This window comes from Roseateles sp. L2-2 (genome assembly GCF_050613215.1).
Lineage (GTDB): Bacteria > Pseudomonadota > Gammaproteobacteria > Burkholderiales > Burkholderiaceae_C > Roseateles > Roseateles noduli.
In genome coordinates this window covers 4,359,806-4,373,312 of sequence record NZ_CP192509.1, presented here as the reverse complement: position 1 = coordinate 4,373,312, position 13,507 = coordinate 4,359,806, and the positions used below count along the sequence as shown (strand labels likewise).

Below are 13,507 nucleotides of genomic sequence, written 5' to 3'. Positions count from 1 at the left end.
CTTCCACCGCTGCTGGCCCTCACCCCCGCCCTCTCCCGCAAGCGGGAGAGGGAGTCCGACCGGTTCTGCTCGGAGCACCGGCGCGTCGTTCCACCTCTCCCGCGTGCGGGAGACGAAGCCACACGGAGTCCGCGTTATACCGACTCCCTCTCCCGCACTGCGGGAGAGGGCAGGGGTGAGGGCCAGCGGCCTCGCTCAGTAATGCGGTGGCAGCTCGTCGCGCAGCCCGCCGGTGCCATCACCGCGGCCTTCGGGCACCTGCCGGCGCAGCTGCATGACCTCGCGCACCAGCGCGTCGATCTGCTCCTGCTGCTTCGCGACCTGCGCGTTCAGATGATCGACGAGGTCCTCGGCGAAGCTGGCCTTGATCTCCAACTCCGTGACGCGGGCCTCGAGGACGCGAACCTCCTCGACAGGGCCACCGTTGCCCGCGACCTCGCTCATTGCGCCGCCTTCGCCGCCGGCTGCGACATCAGCTCCGAGATCACCGACACCGGCGCGTTCCCGTAGCTCAGGAACTGCTCGTTGAAGTCTTTCAGCTTGAAGTCCTTGCCCAGCGCCTGCTTGCGCTGCTCGCGCAGTTCCATGATGTCGCTGTAGCCGCTGAAGTAGCTCGTCAGCTGCACCGAGGTCAGCTGCACCCGACGCCACTTCTCGCGTGCCTCGCGCTCGGTCTGGAAGGCTTGTCGCTGCAGCAGGTCCAGCGCCTGCGCCTCGGTCATCCCCAGCACGTGCACGTTGTAGTCCAGGATCGTGTTGGTGACGCTGCGCAGGTTCCACTTGCCCCACATCAGCCACATCTCCGGCGCGTTCCCGCCGTAGCCCGACTCCAGCATCATCCGCTCGCCGTAGACCGCCCAGCCCTCGACCATTGCGCCGTTGCCGAACAGCGTCTTCACCAGCGACGGCGACTTGTTCGCGTGCACCAGCTGCGTGTAGTGGCCCGGCACCGCCTCGTGGATGTTGAGGATCTGCAGGATCCAGCGGTTGTACTCGCGCAGCGAGCTCTCCGCCTGCTCCGGGGTCAGGTCGTCCAGCGGCGTGACGTTGTAGTACGTGCGGTCCTGCGGCCGGTACGGGCCAGGCGCCTCGATGCCGGCGCCGGCCACGCCGCGCTGGTAGACCGGCGTCTCGCGCACGATCAGCGGCTTGCTCGCGTCCTGCGTCAGCAGGTCGTGGTCGGTGATCCAGCGCTCCAGCTGCGGGATCTGCGCGCGGATCTCCTTGACGAAGTCCTCGCGCTTCACATGCTGCTCGCTCAGCTTGCCGATCACCGCGCCGATGCGGGCGAAGCGGTCCTCCGGCTTGGGCGCGTCGCCCATGGTCTGCGTCCACAGCTGGTCGGAGATCTGCGCCATCTGCGTCAGCAGCGCCTCGCGCGCCTTCAGCGCGCGCTGGTACATCTGCTCGGCCGAATGCACCGACTGGATGTCGTAGCCGAACTTCTGCTCGTACAGCGCCTTGCCCAGCCGGAAGCTGCGCGCCTTGCCGCTGGCCTTGCCGTCGGCCAGGAGCTTCGTGAGATGCGCGCGGTAGCCCTCGACGGCCGCCTTCGCGCCCGCGATCCGATCGGCGAGCTGCTTGCGCTCGGCCGCGGTCAGCGACGCCGCGTCCGGACCCTGCGCGGCTTTGGCCACTTCGTCCAGCACGCTCAGCACGCCCGGCGCCTGGTCGATCGCCAGCTGCGTGTGCTCCAGCGTCGGCTGCCTCAGCAGCGCCGCGCCGGCGCGGTAGTACGCCGGCACCAGCGCCAGCCGCGCCGAGATCGTTTTCAGCCGCACGGGCAGCGGCGCGTAGTCCGTCGCGAGGATGTAGTCGATCGGGCCGGCGATGTTGAGGAAGGACGGATTCCACTCGTACTCGCGCAGCTCGGTCAGCTGGAAACGGTCGCTGCGCAGCTTGTTGAGCAGTTGGCCGAGGTCGGTCCGCGAGGCCGCGCTCAGCGTCTTCGCATCCACGGCCTCGAAGCGCTTGAGCCAGTCGTTCGCGAAAGTCAGCGAGCGGGCGCGCATCGCGCGGTCCGGCGCCGGCAGCTCCGCGGCGAATTCATAGCGGCCCGCACCGATGGCGGCATCCGGGTCCAGGCGCCAGAGCGCCTCGATGTAGTCGTTGGCCAGGCGCTGGAAGCGGGTGTCGGCGTCGACGTTCTGGTCGGGATCGAGCTTGATGACGCCGCGCGTCGGCTTGGGGGTATCGCTGGCGGGGGCGGCGAAGGCCGTGCCGGCGGACAGCGCGCCGACGGTGGTCAGCGCGGCCACGGCCAGCGCCGACAGGGTGAGGTGGGTGAGGCGGGTGGGGCGATTCGTCATGGGGCGCGAGCATAACTTTGGCGGCCCCGCCGCGACACCCGTGCCGAAAGCAAAGAAGGTGTCGAGGCAATGAAAAGGGCGCCGGTCGATGCGAACGGCGCCCTGGTGTGTCGATGCCGTTTCCGGCGTCAGGTCGAGGTCACGTCAGCAACCACCGGCTGACATGGAAGGTCAGCCAGGACGCCACGTAAGCGAGCACGAACAGGTAGGTCAACATGACCGCCGGGATCTTATAGCCGCCGGTCTCGCGCTTGACGGCCGCGATCGTCGACAGGCACTGCGGCGCGAACACGAACCACGCCAGCAGCGAGAACGCCGTCGGCAGGCCCCAGGTCGAGGCGATCAGCGGCGTCAGCGCCTGCGCGGCCTCGTCGCCGGTGGCCGACAGCGAGTACACCGTGCCCAGCGCGCTGACCGCGATCTCGCGCGCGGCCATGCCCGGCACCAGCGCCAGGCTGATCTGCCAGTTGAAGCCGATCGGCTCGAAGATCGTCGCCAGCCCGCGGCCCAGGTAGCCCGCGAAGCTGTACTCGATCGCCGGGCCGGTCGCGCCTTCGGGCGCGCCGGGGAAGGTCGACAGCACCCACAGCAGCAGCGTCAGCGCCAGGATGATCCCGCCCACGCGCTTGATGAAGATCTCCGCGCGCTGCAGCAGCCCGATCGCGACGTTGCGCGCATGCGGCCAGTGGTAGCTGGGCAGCTCCATCATCAGCGGACGCACCTGGCGGCCCGCGTTCGTGAAGCGCTTCAAGACCCAGGCCACCGCCATCGCCGCGATGATCCCGGCGAAGTACAGGACGAACAGCACCAGCCCCTGCAGCTCGATCCCGCCCCACAGCTCGCGCTGCGGGATGAAGGCGCCGATCAGCAACGCATACACCGGCAGCCGCGCCGAGCAGGTCATCAGCGGCGCGATCAGGATGGTGACGAGGCGGTCGCGCGGGCTCGCGATCGAGCGCGTCGCCATGATCCCCGGGATCGCGCAGGCGAAGCTCGACAGCAGCGGGATGAAGCTGCGACCCGACAGGCCCACCGAGCCCATCAGCCGGTCCAGCAGGAAGGCCGCGCGCGGCAGGTAGCCGGACTCCTCCAGCAGCAGGATGAAGAAGAACAGGATCAGGATCTGCGGCAGGAACACCAGCACCCCGCCCACGCCTGCGATCAGGCCGTCCACGACCAGGCTGCGCAGATGGCCCTCGGGCAGCAGCGCGCCGGCCTGCTCGCCCAGCCAGCCCGTGCCGGCCTCGATCCAGCCCATCGGCGCCTCGGCCCACGCGAACACCGCCTGGAACAGGAAGAACAGCAGCACCGCCAGGAGGATCGGTCCCAGCACCGGATGCAGCACGAAGCGGTCGACCTTGTCGCTGGGCAGGGCGCCCTGCAGCGTGTCGAGGCCGAGCTCCTTCAGGATGTGGCCGATGCGCGCGGTGTCCTCGCCTTCGGCGGCGATGGCCTCGGTGCGCCAGCGATCCGGCTCGTCCAGCAGCGCGCGCAGGTCGTCGATGCCTTCGCCGTCGGTGGCCACCGTGCGGATCACCGGCACGCCCAGCAGCGTGCTCAGCTTCTGCGTGTCGACGTTGATGCCGCGACGCTGCGCCAGGTCGGCCATGTTCAGCGCCACGACGCAGGGCAGGCCCTGACGCTGCACCGACAGGAACAGCCGCAGGTTGCGGCGCAGGTTGGTCGCGTCCAGCACGCACACGATCAGGTCGGGGCGCTTCTCGCCCTGCGCGCGTCCGGCCAGCACGTCCACGGTCACGCGCTCGTCCGGCGAGCGCGGATACAGCGAATACGTCCCCGGCAGGTCCAGCACGCGCAGCAGCTTGCCCGCGGCGGTCTTGAGGCGGCCTTCCTTGCGCTCGACGGTCACGCCGGCGTAGTTGGCGACCTTCTGGCGGCTGCCGGTCAGGCGGTTGAACAGGGCGGTCTTTCCGCAGTTCGGATTGCCGACCAGCGCCAGCAGCGGCCCGGCGGGATGGATGTGGACGACGGACTCACGCATGGGCGGCTCCCGTCAGGCCGGAGCCGTCGAGCTCCACGCATTCGGCTTCTGCGCGACGCAGTGCGAAGGTCGACTGCCCGATGCGCACCACCAGCGGATCGGCGCCGGGCATGGCGCGGGCGAGCACGGCGACGTGTTCGCCCGCGACGAAGCCGAGTTCCTCCAGCATCTGTTTCCATTCCGGCGCATGCGCCGGTGCCTGCAGCGCCTTGACGCGGTGCGCCTGACCGATGACGGCCTGCGCGAGGGTGGGGACGGGAAGAACGGCGCTCATGTCGTAGGGATCTCGGGAGGAGCCTGCGGGCTTGCGAAGCGAAAGATTCTAAATGATAGTGATTCTCAACTTCCTCCGCAGAACCGAGGTGACGGTTCGGTGAACCCGAGTGCGGACTGCAATTCGCCCAACGAGGAAGTCCCTCGAAAGGGGGCGACGTCAGCGAGTGGGTGTGGGGCCGGAGTGATGCTGGGGGTTCGCGGACGCGATGCCCCCTGCGTCGCGGAGAGCCCGCGCTTGGCAGAACGGAGTGGGGCGGTCCAGGCACGGGACCTGCTAGTCGATAGCGGCATTCGCCACCCCGCGCAACCGCCCGGACTAGTGAGCCGCCTCCTGTTCTGACGACCTCGCAAACGTTTAGCGTTTACCTTGACGTGGCTTACACTCGCGCCTTCTTAGAATGCTCGGCTGCTCCTCACCCTTCGCATCGAGACTGCAAATGATGAAGTCCTTCCTGTCGTTCTCCCCCCTCGCGGCTGGTCTGGCCCTGGCCCTGACGGCTGGCGCGGCCGCTGCGCAGACCACCCCGGCGGTGATCTTCGACATGGGCGGCAAGTTCGACAAGTCGTTCAACGAGGCCGCGTACCGCGGCGTCGAGCAGTGGAAGAAGGACACGGGCGGCAAGTATCTCGAGTTTGAGATCAGCAACGAGACCCAGCGCGTGCAGGCGATCCGCCGCATGGCCGAGCGCGGCGCGAGCCCCATCATCTCGGTGGGCTTCGCCCAGGCCTCGGCGCTGAACCAGGTGGCCAAGGACTTCCCCAAGACCAAGTTCGTCATCATCGACGAGAAGGTTAACCAGCCCAACGTGCAGTCGGTGCTGTTCAAGGAGCAGGAAGGCAGCTTCCTCGTCGGCGCGCTGGCCGCGCTGACCAGCAAGACCGGCAAGGTCGGCTTCGTGGGCGGCATGGACATTCCGCTGATCCGCAAGTTCGAATGCGGCTATGAGCAGGGCGCCAAGGCGGCCAATCCGAAGGCGGAAGTCTTCAAGAACATGACCGGCACGACCGCCTCGGCCTGGAACGATCCGACCCGCGGCGGCGAGCTGGCCAAGGCCCAGTTCGCCAAGGGCGTGGACGTGGTCTTCGCCGCGGCCGGCGGCACCGGCGTGGGCGTCTACCAGGCGGCCAAGGACGCCGGCAAGCTGGCCATCGGCGTCGACAGCAACCAGAACCACCTGCAGCCCGGCACCATGCTGAGCTCCATGGTCAAGCGCGTGGACGTCGCCGTCTACAACGTGCTCAAGGAATGGAAGCCCGGCATCAGCGTGCTGGGCCTGAAGGAAGGCGGCGTCGAGTACGCCGTCGACGCGAACAACGCCAAGCTGATCGCTCCCGCGATCAAGACGAAGCTGGATGCGTACAAGGCCGACATCATCGCCGGCAAGATCAAGGTCGCGGACTACATGGCGGACAACGCCTGCAAGAACTGACCCCTCGCGAGCGAGCGTTCCTGACATGACACAGTCCCCACGCGGCGCCGCCGCGCCCGCGGTCCGTCTGTGCGAGATCTCCAAGCGCTTCGGCGCGGTGCAGGCCAACCGGTCGGTGAGCCTGGCCGTCGAGCGCGGCACGGTGCACGGCCTGGTCGGCGAGAACGGCGCCGGCAAGAGCACGCTGATGGCCATCCTCTACGGCTACTACCACGCCGACGAGGGCCACATCGAGGTCGACGGCCAGCGCGTGACCATCGCCAACTCGCAGCAGGCCATCGCGCTGGGCATCGGCATGGTGCACCAGCACTTCATGCTGGTGGACACGCTGTCCGCGCTGGACAACGTGATGCTGGGCGCGGAGCCGGCCTTCTTCCTCTCCCGCGCGAAGCGCCAGGTGCGTCAGGAGCTGGAGGCGCTGATGCGCGACACCGGCCTGACGGTGCGCCTGGACGCGACCGTCGCCGACCTGCCGGTCGGGGAGATGCAGCGCCTGGAGATCCTGAAGGCGCTGTACCGCGGCGCGAAGATCCTGATCCTGGACGAGCCGACCGCGGTGCTGACGCCGCAGGAGACCGACCAGCTGTTCGAGGTCCTGCGCCGCCTGCGCGAGCGCGGCACCACCATCCTGCTGATCACGCACAAGCTGCGCGAGGTGATGGCCTTGTGCGACGCCGTGACCGTGATGCGCGCGGGCGCCGTGATCAAGACCTGCGCGATCGGCGAGACCAGTCCCGAGGACCTGGCCGAGAGCATGGTCGGCCGCAAGGTCAACCTGGGCCGCGACGACGCCGCCGTGAAGTCGTCGTCCGACGCGCCGGTGCTGAAGGCCGAAGGCCTGACCGTCGCCGGCGACAGCGGCTCCGGCGTGCACCTGCTGAGCAACGCGACGCTCGCGCTGCGTCCGGGCGAGATTGTCGGCGTGGCCGGCGTCTCCGGCAACGGCCAGAGCGAGCTGCTGGAAGTGCTGGCCGGCATGCGCGCGCCGGACGCCGGCACGCTGCACGTCGCGGGTCGCGACTTCCGTCCGACCTCATGGATGGATCCGCGCACGGCGCGTGAGCTCAAGCTCGCGCACGTCCCGGAGGACCGCCACGCGCTCGGCATGGTGCTGGACTTCCCCGCGTGGGAGACGGCCGCGCTCGGTTATCACGAGCAGGACGCCTACCGCGCCGGCCCGATGGGCCTGGGCATGAACCAGCGCCACCTGCGCGCGCAGACCGCGGAGATGATGGAGCGCTTCGACGTCCGTCCGCGCAACGCGGAGCTGGGCTCGTCCAAGTTCTCCGGCGGCAACCAGCAGAAGCTGATCCTGGCGCGCGAGATCGGCCAGAGCCCCGCGGTGCTGCTGGTCGGCCAGCCCACGCGCGGCGTCGACATCGGCGCCATCGAATTCATCCACAACCAGCTGCGCCGCCTGCGCGACGCCGGCTGCGCCATCCTGGTCGTGTCCAGCGAGCTCGACGAGATCCTGGCGCTGGCCGATCGCGTCATCGTCATGAACGCCGGCCGCATCACCGGGGAACTCGCCATCGACGAGTGCTCCGAGAAGAACCTGGGCCTGCTGATGTCAGCCTCCCCGAATCACGAGAAGACCGCCGCCGCGGCGACCACCCCATGAGCAGCCAAGCCCTGCAGATGCCGCGCTGGATGGACCTGGTCCTCCTGCCGCTGTGGAACCTGCTGATCGCGCTGGCGGTGGCCGGCGGCGTGGTGCTGCTGATCGGCGCCAGCCCGATGCAGGCGCTGACGGTGCTGCTCGAAGGCGCGCTCGGCAGCGCGCGCGGCCTCGGCTACACGCTCTACTACACGACCACCTTCATCTTCACCGGACTCGCGGTCGCGGTCGCCTTCCACGGCGGCCTCTTCAACATCGGCGGGGAAGGGCAGGCGACGCTGGGCGGCATCGGCGTCGGGCTGGTCTCGCTGTGGCTGGGTTCCAAGCTGCCCGGCTTCGTGATGATCCCGCTGGCGATCGTCGCGGCCGCCGTCTTCGGCATGGTCTGGGCCGCGGTGCCCGGCTACCTGCAGGCCTGGCGCGGCAGTCACGTGGTCATCACGACCATCATGTTCAACTTCCTCGCGGCCAGCCTCAACGGCTACCTGCTCGTGAACTGGCTGCGTCCCAACGGCTCGATGTCGGTCGAGAGCGACGCCTTCGCCGACTCGGCGCGCATGCCGGCGGTCCATGAGCTGCTGGCGAAGTTCGGCGTCGAATGGCCGTCCTCGCCGCTGAACCTGTCCATCCTGCTGGCCGTCGCGGCCTGCGTCTTCGTCTGGTGGTTCCTGTGGAAGAGCCGCGCCGGCTACGTGCTGCGCGCGGTCGGCTCCAACCCGGGCGCCGCCCACTACGCCGGCATCAAGCCGCGCTGGCAGGTGCTGGCCGCCATGGGCCTGTCGGGCGCGCTGGCCGGCCTGGTCGGCGTCAACGAGATCGCCGGCGTGCAGGGCAAGCTGACGCTGGACTTCGTCGCCGGCGCCGGTTTCACCGGCATCGCCGTGGCGCTGATGGGCCGCAACCATCCGGTCGGCATCGTGCTGGCCTCGCTGCTGTTCGGCACGCTCTACCAGGGCGGCGTCGAGGTCTCCTTCGAGGTCCCCGGCTTCAGCCGCGAGATGGTCGTGACCGTGCAGGGTCTGATCGTGCTGTTCGCCGGCGCGATGGCGATGGTCAGCGCGCCCCTGTTCGCGAAACTCTACGGCGCGTTCGCGCGCAAGCAGCGCGCGGCGCAGGGGAAGTCCCATGGATGAGGTCCTGATCGGCTCCGTGCTGGCGTCGACGCTGCGCGTCACCACGCCGCTGCTGTTCGCCGCGCTCGCGGGCCTGCTGTCGGAGCGCTCCGGCGTGGTCGACATCGGCCTGGAAGGCAAGATGCTCTCCGCCGCCTTCGCCGCGGCGGCGGTGGCCAGCGTGTCGCACTCGACCACGCTGGGCCTGCTGGCCGCGATCGGCGTGGCCATCGCGATGTCCATGATCCACGGCTTCGCGACGGTCACGCACCGCGGCGACCAGGTCGTCTCCGGCGTCGCGCTGAACATGGTGGCCGCCGGCCTGACGGTGGTGCTGGGCATCGCCTGGTTCGCGCAGGGCGGCCAGACGCCGCCCATCGCCGCCGAGCAGCGCATCACCGGCCTGCTGCCGCAGTGGGCCGAACCCACGCCCGGCAGCTGGATGGCCTCGGTCATCGGCCACGGCCTGCTGAGCCACAACGCGCTGGTCTACCTGGCTTTCCTGCTGGTCGTCGTGGTGTGGTTCTTCCTGGAGCGCACGCGCCCCGGCCTGCGCCTGCGCGCGGTCGGCGAGAACCCGGCGATGGTCGACGCCGCCGGCGTGTCGGTGCCGCGGCTGCGCTACACCGCGCTGGCGCTCAACGGCATCCTGTGCGGCCTGGGCGGCGCCTACCTGACGCTGGCGCAGAACGCTTCCTTCTCTCCCAACATGACCGCCGGCCGCGGCTTCATCGCGCTGGCCGCGATGATCTTCGGCAAGTGGAAGCCGGTGCCCACGCTGTGCGCCTGCCTGCTGTTCGGCTTCCTGGACGCCGTCGCGATCCGCCTGCAGGGCGTGTCGCTGCCGGGCATCGGCGAGGTGCCGGTGCAGCTCATCCAGGCGCTGCCCTACATCCTGACGGTGGTGCTGCTGGCGGGCTTCATCGGCCAGGCGATCGCGCCCAAGGCGCTGAGCAAGCCCTACGTGAAGGAGCGCTGAGCATGAGCACCGGTTCCTCCCAGGCCCAAGCCCTGATCGCGTCGATACCGCTGCCTGTCGATGTCATCGATCGCCTGCTGAAGGCGGCGCTCGACGCCCGCCAGCATTCGCATGCGCCGTATTCGAAGTACTTCGTCGGCGCCGCGGTGCTCGACGAGCACGGCCGCATCCACGCCGGCTGCAACATCGAGAACGCCGCCTACCCGCAAGGCTGGTGCGCGGAGACCAACGCCCTCGGCCACATGATCATGGGCGGCGGACGCGTGGCGCGCGCGGTGATGGTCGCCGGCGCGGGCTCGGAAATCATCACCCCCTGCGGCGGCTGCCGCCAGAAGCTGCGCGAGTTCGCGCGGCCTGAAGACCTGATCGTGATCGCGGGCGACGCCTCCGGCGTGCGCGCGCACTGGACCCTGGAGCAACTGCTGCCCGCCAGCTTCGGTCCGGATCACCTGAAACCCTGAACGTCGACATCCGCGTCGACACCCCCATCGACATTGACGTGGCCGCCGTGGCCGCGACAGGAGAACCAACATGTCCATCCCTCTGCAAGGCGCCGAGCTCGACGCCGCCATCACCGCCAGCATCGCCACGCTGAAGTCGACCTTCGGCGAGCAGGGTCCTGAAGTGGCCGTGGTGCTCGGTTCCGGCTGGTCCGGCGCCGTCGACCAGCTGCAGGACGTGCAGCATCTGCCGTACGCGCAGCTGCCCGCCTTCCCGCAGCCGAAGGTCGAAGGCCACGTGGCCGAGATCGCCGTGGGCCGTGTCGGCCAGCAACGCGTGGCGATGCTGCGCGGCCGTGCCCACACCTACGAGAGCGGCGACTGCACCGGCATGGCCGGCGCGATCCGCAGCCTGAAGGCCTGGGGCGTGAAGGTGCTGGTGCTGACGAACGCGTCGGGCAGCCTGCGCTCGCACCAGCCGCCGGGCAGCCTGATGCTGATCTCGGACCACATCAACGCGCCGCAGCGCTCGCCGCTGACGGGCCTGCCGGGCAGCGACCGCTTCTGCGACATGAGCGTCGCCTACGACGCCGAGCTGCGCCAGCAGGGCTTCAAGATCGCCCGCGAGCACAACATGGTGCTGACCGAAGGCGTGTACGTGTGGGCCGTCGGTCCGCACTTCGAGACGCCGGCGGAGATCCGCATGTTCGCGGCCTGGGGCGCGGACGCGGTCGGCATGAGCACCGTGCCGGAGACCATCCTGGCGCGCCATGCGGGCCTGCGCGTGGCCGGTCTGGCGCTGATCACCAACATGGCCGCGGGCATGTCCGACGAGGCGCTGACGCACGCGCTGACGCTGCAGCAGGCCAAGGTCTCGGGCGACCGCGCCGCCGCCTACCTGGGCCAGTACTTGGCCTCGCTGGCGACGCTGGAATCGCTGAAGGCCTGATCGTCGGCCGGTGCAAGATCGGGGCCATGCCCCCCGGTCGGCCGGTTGCCCGATGGATCGATCGCCGGAACCGGCGGGCTGTTGTGCGGACTGACCGTTCGGTCGTCCATGGATGAGCAGTAGGGAGTAGTCGATGAAGTCGGAGATGATGAAGTCGGAGATGAGTCTGGAACAAGCGGCGCGTCTGGCGCTGCAATGCCTGGACCTGACGAGCCTGAACGACGGCGACACCGCCGCCGACATCGAGGCGCTGTGCCAGCGCGCGATCGGCGCGCCGGAGCGGGGCCATGTGGCCGCCGTGTGCGTGTGGCCGAAGTTCGTCGCGCAGGCGCGCGCCGCGCTGCCCAAGGACATCCGCGTCGCCGCGGTGGCCAACTTCCCCGACGGCAGCCTGGATCTGCCGCGCGTGCTGGCCGAGATCGAGGTGATCGCGCAGGCCGGCGCGCAGGAGGTGGACGTCGTGCTGCCGTACCGCGCGCTGATGGCGGGCCAGTCGACGGAAGTCGGCGAGTTCCTGTCCGAAGTCCGGCACGCGACGCGGCCGCTGACGCTGAAGGTGATCATCGAATCGGGCGAACTCGGCTCGACCGCGCGCATCGCCGAGGCCACGCGCCAGGCGCTGATGGCGGGGGCGGACTTCGTCAAGACGAGCACGGGCAAGACCAAGGTGTCGGCGACGCCGGAAGCCGCCGCGACCATGCTGCGCGAGATCGCCGTCAGCGGCCTGGGCAACGCGGGCTTCAAGGCCTCGGGCGGCATCCGCTCGGTGGTCGACGCGCGCGCCTACCTGCAGCTGGCGACCGAGGCGCTGGGCGCCGCCGCGCTGACGCCGCAACGCCTGCGCTTCGGCGCGAGCGGGTTGCTGGGCGACATCGAGGCGGTGCTGGCCGGACAGGACAGCGCGGCCGTCAGCGCCGCGTACTGAAGCAGTGAAGCAGCGCTGAAGACGTACTGATTCAGCGCTCGACGAGCGCTCGACAAGCGCAAGCCGCGACGACCCGCCTTGATGGACGAGGGGCGGGCGCATAACGACAACATACCGAAGGGACGCGGCCATCATGCTGGCTCAGGAAATCATTCGCACCAAGCGCGAGGGGCACGCATTGGACGAGGCCCAGATCGGGCACTTCGTGCGCGGGCTGGTGGACGGCAGCTGGAGCGAGGGCCAGGTCGCGGCGCTCGGCATGGCGGTGTTCCTGCGGGGCATGGGGCGCGACGAGGCGGTGGCGCTGACGCGCGCCATGATGAACAGCGGCCGCGTGCTGAGCTGGCCGGACATGCCGGGCCCGGTGCTGGACAAGCATTCGAGCGGCGGCGTCGGCGACAAGCTGAGTCTCATGATCGCGCCGCTGGTGGCGGCCTGCGGCGGCTACGTGCCGATGATCGCGGGACGCGGGCTCGGACACACCGGCGGGACCGTCGACAAGCTCGAAGCGATCCCCGGCTACACGACGACCCCGGCGCCGGCGGACTTCGACCGCATCGTGCGCACGCTGGGCTGCGCCATCATCGGCCAGACCAGCGATCTGGCGCCGGCGGACAAGCGCTTCTACGCGGTGCGCGACATCACCGCGACGGTGGAGAGCGTGCCGCTGATCACCGCGAGCATCCTGTCCAAGAAGCTCGCCGCCGGGCTGCAGGGCCTGGCGATGGACATCAAGTGCGGCAACGGCGCGTTCGCGGCCACGCCGGCATTCGGACGCGAGCTCGCGCAGAGCATCGTGGACGTGGCCGGCGGCGCGGGCCTGCGCACGCGGGCGCTGATCACCGACATGAACCAGGTGCTGGGCCAGGAGGTCGGCAACGCGCTGGAAGTGCGCGGCGCCATCGACTACCTGACCGGCCGCCAGCCGCGCGAGGCCCGCACCCATGAACTCACGCTGGCGCTGTGCGCCGAGATGCTGGTGCTGGGCGGGATCGCGCCCGACACCGCGTCGGCGCGGGTGAAGCTGCAGGCCGCGCTGGACAGCGGCGCGGCGGCGGAACGTTTCGCGATGATGGTCGCCGCGCTCGGCGGGCCCGCGGACCTGCTGGAAAAGCCCGAGGCGCACCTGGCCGCCGCGCCGGTCGTCCGTCCGATCCCGGCGCCGCGCGCAGGCCGCCTCGTCGGCATGAACACGCGCGACCTCGGACTCGTCATCGTCGAGCTCGGCGGCGGCCGCCGCCTGCCTGGCGACGCACTCGACATGCGCGTCGGCCTGGACCGCTTCGCGCAGCTCGGCGAGGTCGTGGCCGCCGGCGATCCGATCGCGTTCGTCCATGCCGCCGATGAAGCCTCGGCCGACCGCGCCATCGCGCAGGTGCTCGCCGCCATCACCATCGGCGACACCCCGTCCTGGACGCCGACACCGCTCGTCATGGCCGAACTCGGTTGATTCTTCTCATCGACCAC

The 13,507-nt window shown here is 69.7% G+C and carries 12 protein-coding genes; 8 read left to right on the top strand and 4 right to left on the bottom strand.

Annotated features, from left to right (window positions below; translation table 11 throughout):
• Nucleotides 1-195: 195 nt before the first annotated feature.
• The 4 genes from ACQZ13_RS19510 to ACQZ13_RS19495 all read right to left on the bottom strand — a co-directional run bounded on the left by ACQZ13_RS19510 (nucleotide 196) and on the right by ACQZ13_RS19495 (nucleotide 4,585).
• Nucleotides 196-444 carry a SlyX family protein gene (locus ACQZ13_RS19510; RefSeq protein WP_431047278.1) on the bottom strand — a complete coding sequence of 83 codons (249 nt, stop codon included), beginning with the start codon at nucleotides 442-444 and terminating at the stop codon, nucleotides 196-198.
• A complete protein-coding gene (locus ACQZ13_RS19505) occupies nucleotides 441-2,309 on the bottom strand; it encodes a DUF885 domain-containing protein (protein WP_431047276.1) in 1,869 nt (622 codons plus the stop codon). Before ACQZ13_RS19505 ends, ACQZ13_RS19510 begins: the two co-directional genes overlap by 4 nt.
• A 139-nt stretch (nucleotides 2,310-2,448) precedes the next feature.
• A complete protein-coding gene (feoB, locus tag ACQZ13_RS19500; protein WP_431047274.1) occupies nucleotides 2,449-4,311 on the bottom strand; it encodes a ferrous iron transporter B in 1,863 nt (620 codons plus the stop codon).
• The gene (locus tag ACQZ13_RS19495) at nucleotides 4,304-4,585 is read right to left on the bottom strand and encodes a FeoA family protein (RefSeq protein WP_431047272.1); all 282 of its coding nucleotides are present in this window, start codon (nucleotides 4,583-4,585) and stop codon (nucleotides 4,304-4,306) included. The genes feoB and ACQZ13_RS19495 overlap by 8 nt, the downstream gene beginning before the upstream one ends.
• A gap of 442 nt (nucleotides 4,586-5,027) precedes the next feature.
• Here ACQZ13_RS19495 and ACQZ13_RS19490 point away from each other — a divergent pair, with 442 nt between their 5' ends.
• The 8 genes from ACQZ13_RS19490 (at nucleotide 5,028) to deoA (ending at nucleotide 13,490) form a co-directional block, all read left to right on the top strand.
• On the top strand, nucleotides 5,028-6,017 hold the full coding sequence (locus ACQZ13_RS19490; RefSeq protein ID WP_431053304.1) for a BMP family lipoprotein: 990 nt from the start codon (nucleotides 5,028-5,030) through the stop codon (nucleotides 6,015-6,017).
• A 25-nt stretch (nucleotides 6,018-6,042) separates the two neighbouring features.
• Nucleotides 6,043-7,638 (top strand): ABC transporter ATP-binding protein, encoded by a 1,596-nt coding sequence (locus tag ACQZ13_RS19485; protein ID WP_431047270.1) that lies wholly within the window; start codon nucleotides 6,043-6,045, stop codon nucleotides 7,636-7,638.
• Entirely contained in the window at nucleotides 7,635-8,768 is a 1,134-nt protein-coding gene (locus ACQZ13_RS19480; protein WP_431047268.1) for an ABC transporter permease, read from the top strand. Before ACQZ13_RS19485 ends, ACQZ13_RS19480 begins: the two co-directional genes overlap by 4 nt.
• Entirely contained in the window at nucleotides 8,761-9,726 is a 966-nt protein-coding gene (locus ACQZ13_RS19475; RefSeq protein ID WP_088403825.1) for an ABC transporter permease, read from the top strand. Before ACQZ13_RS19480 ends, ACQZ13_RS19475 begins: the two co-directional genes overlap by 8 nt.
• A gap of 2 nt (nucleotides 9,727-9,728) precedes the next feature.
• A complete protein-coding gene (cdd, locus tag ACQZ13_RS19470; protein WP_431047265.1) occupies nucleotides 9,729-10,187 on the top strand; it encodes a cytidine deaminase in 459 nt (152 codons plus the stop codon).
• A gap of 70 nt (nucleotides 10,188-10,257) precedes the next feature.
• Complete coding sequence (locus ACQZ13_RS19465; protein ID WP_431047263.1) at nucleotides 10,258-11,115, top strand: purine-nucleoside phosphorylase; 858 nt, start codon at nucleotides 10,258-10,260, stop codon at nucleotides 11,113-11,115.
• Nucleotides 11,116-11,275: 160 nt separating this feature from the next.
• The gene (deoC, locus tag ACQZ13_RS19460) at nucleotides 11,276-12,040 is read left to right on the top strand and encodes a deoxyribose-phosphate aldolase (protein ID WP_431047261.1); all 765 of its coding nucleotides are present in this window, start codon (nucleotides 11,276-11,278) and stop codon (nucleotides 12,038-12,040) included.
• A gap of 130 nt (nucleotides 12,041-12,170) precedes the next feature.
• On the top strand, nucleotides 12,171-13,490 hold the full coding sequence (gene deoA, locus ACQZ13_RS19455; RefSeq protein WP_431053302.1) for a thymidine phosphorylase: 1,320 nt from the start codon (nucleotides 12,171-12,173) through the stop codon (nucleotides 13,488-13,490).
• Nucleotides 13,491-13,507: the final 17 nt, after the last annotated feature.

Excerpts from the sequence above, each read along its gene's own strand:
- ACQZ13_RS19510 (WP_431047278.1), bottom strand. The coding sequence starts at position 444 with ATGAGCGAGGTCGCGGGCAACGGTGGCCCTGTCGAGGAGGTTCGCGTC.
- ACQZ13_RS19505 (WP_431047276.1), bottom strand. The coding sequence starts at position 2,309 with ATGACGAATCGCCCCACCCGCCTCACCCACCTCACCCTGTCGGCGCTG.
- feoB (WP_431047274.1), bottom strand. The coding sequence starts at position 4,311 with ATGCGTGAGTCCGTCGTCCACATCCATCCCGCCGGGCCGCTGCTGGCG.
- ACQZ13_RS19495 (WP_431047272.1), bottom strand. The coding sequence starts at position 4,585 with ATGAGCGCCGTTCTTCCCGTCCCCACCCTCGCGCAGGCCGTCATCGGT.
- ACQZ13_RS19490 (WP_431053304.1), top strand. The coding sequence starts at position 5,028 with ATGAAGTCCTTCCTGTCGTTCTCCCCCCTCGCGGCTGGTCTGGCCCTG.
- ACQZ13_RS19485 (WP_431047270.1), top strand. The coding sequence starts at position 6,043 with ATGACACAGTCCCCACGCGGCGCCGCCGCGCCCGCGGTCCGTCTGTGC.
- ACQZ13_RS19480 (WP_431047268.1), top strand. The coding sequence starts at position 7,635 with ATGAGCAGCCAAGCCCTGCAGATGCCGCGCTGGATGGACCTGGTCCTC.
- ACQZ13_RS19475 (WP_088403825.1), top strand. The coding sequence starts at position 8,761 with ATGGATGAGGTCCTGATCGGCTCCGTGCTGGCGTCGACGCTGCGCGTC.
- cdd (WP_431047265.1), top strand. The coding sequence starts at position 9,729 with ATGAGCACCGGTTCCTCCCAGGCCCAAGCCCTGATCGCGTCGATACCG.
- ACQZ13_RS19465 (WP_431047263.1), top strand. The coding sequence starts at position 10,258 with ATGTCCATCCCTCTGCAAGGCGCCGAGCTCGACGCCGCCATCACCGCC.
- deoC (WP_431047261.1), top strand. The coding sequence starts at position 11,276 with ATGAGTCTGGAACAAGCGGCGCGTCTGGCGCTGCAATGCCTGGACCTG.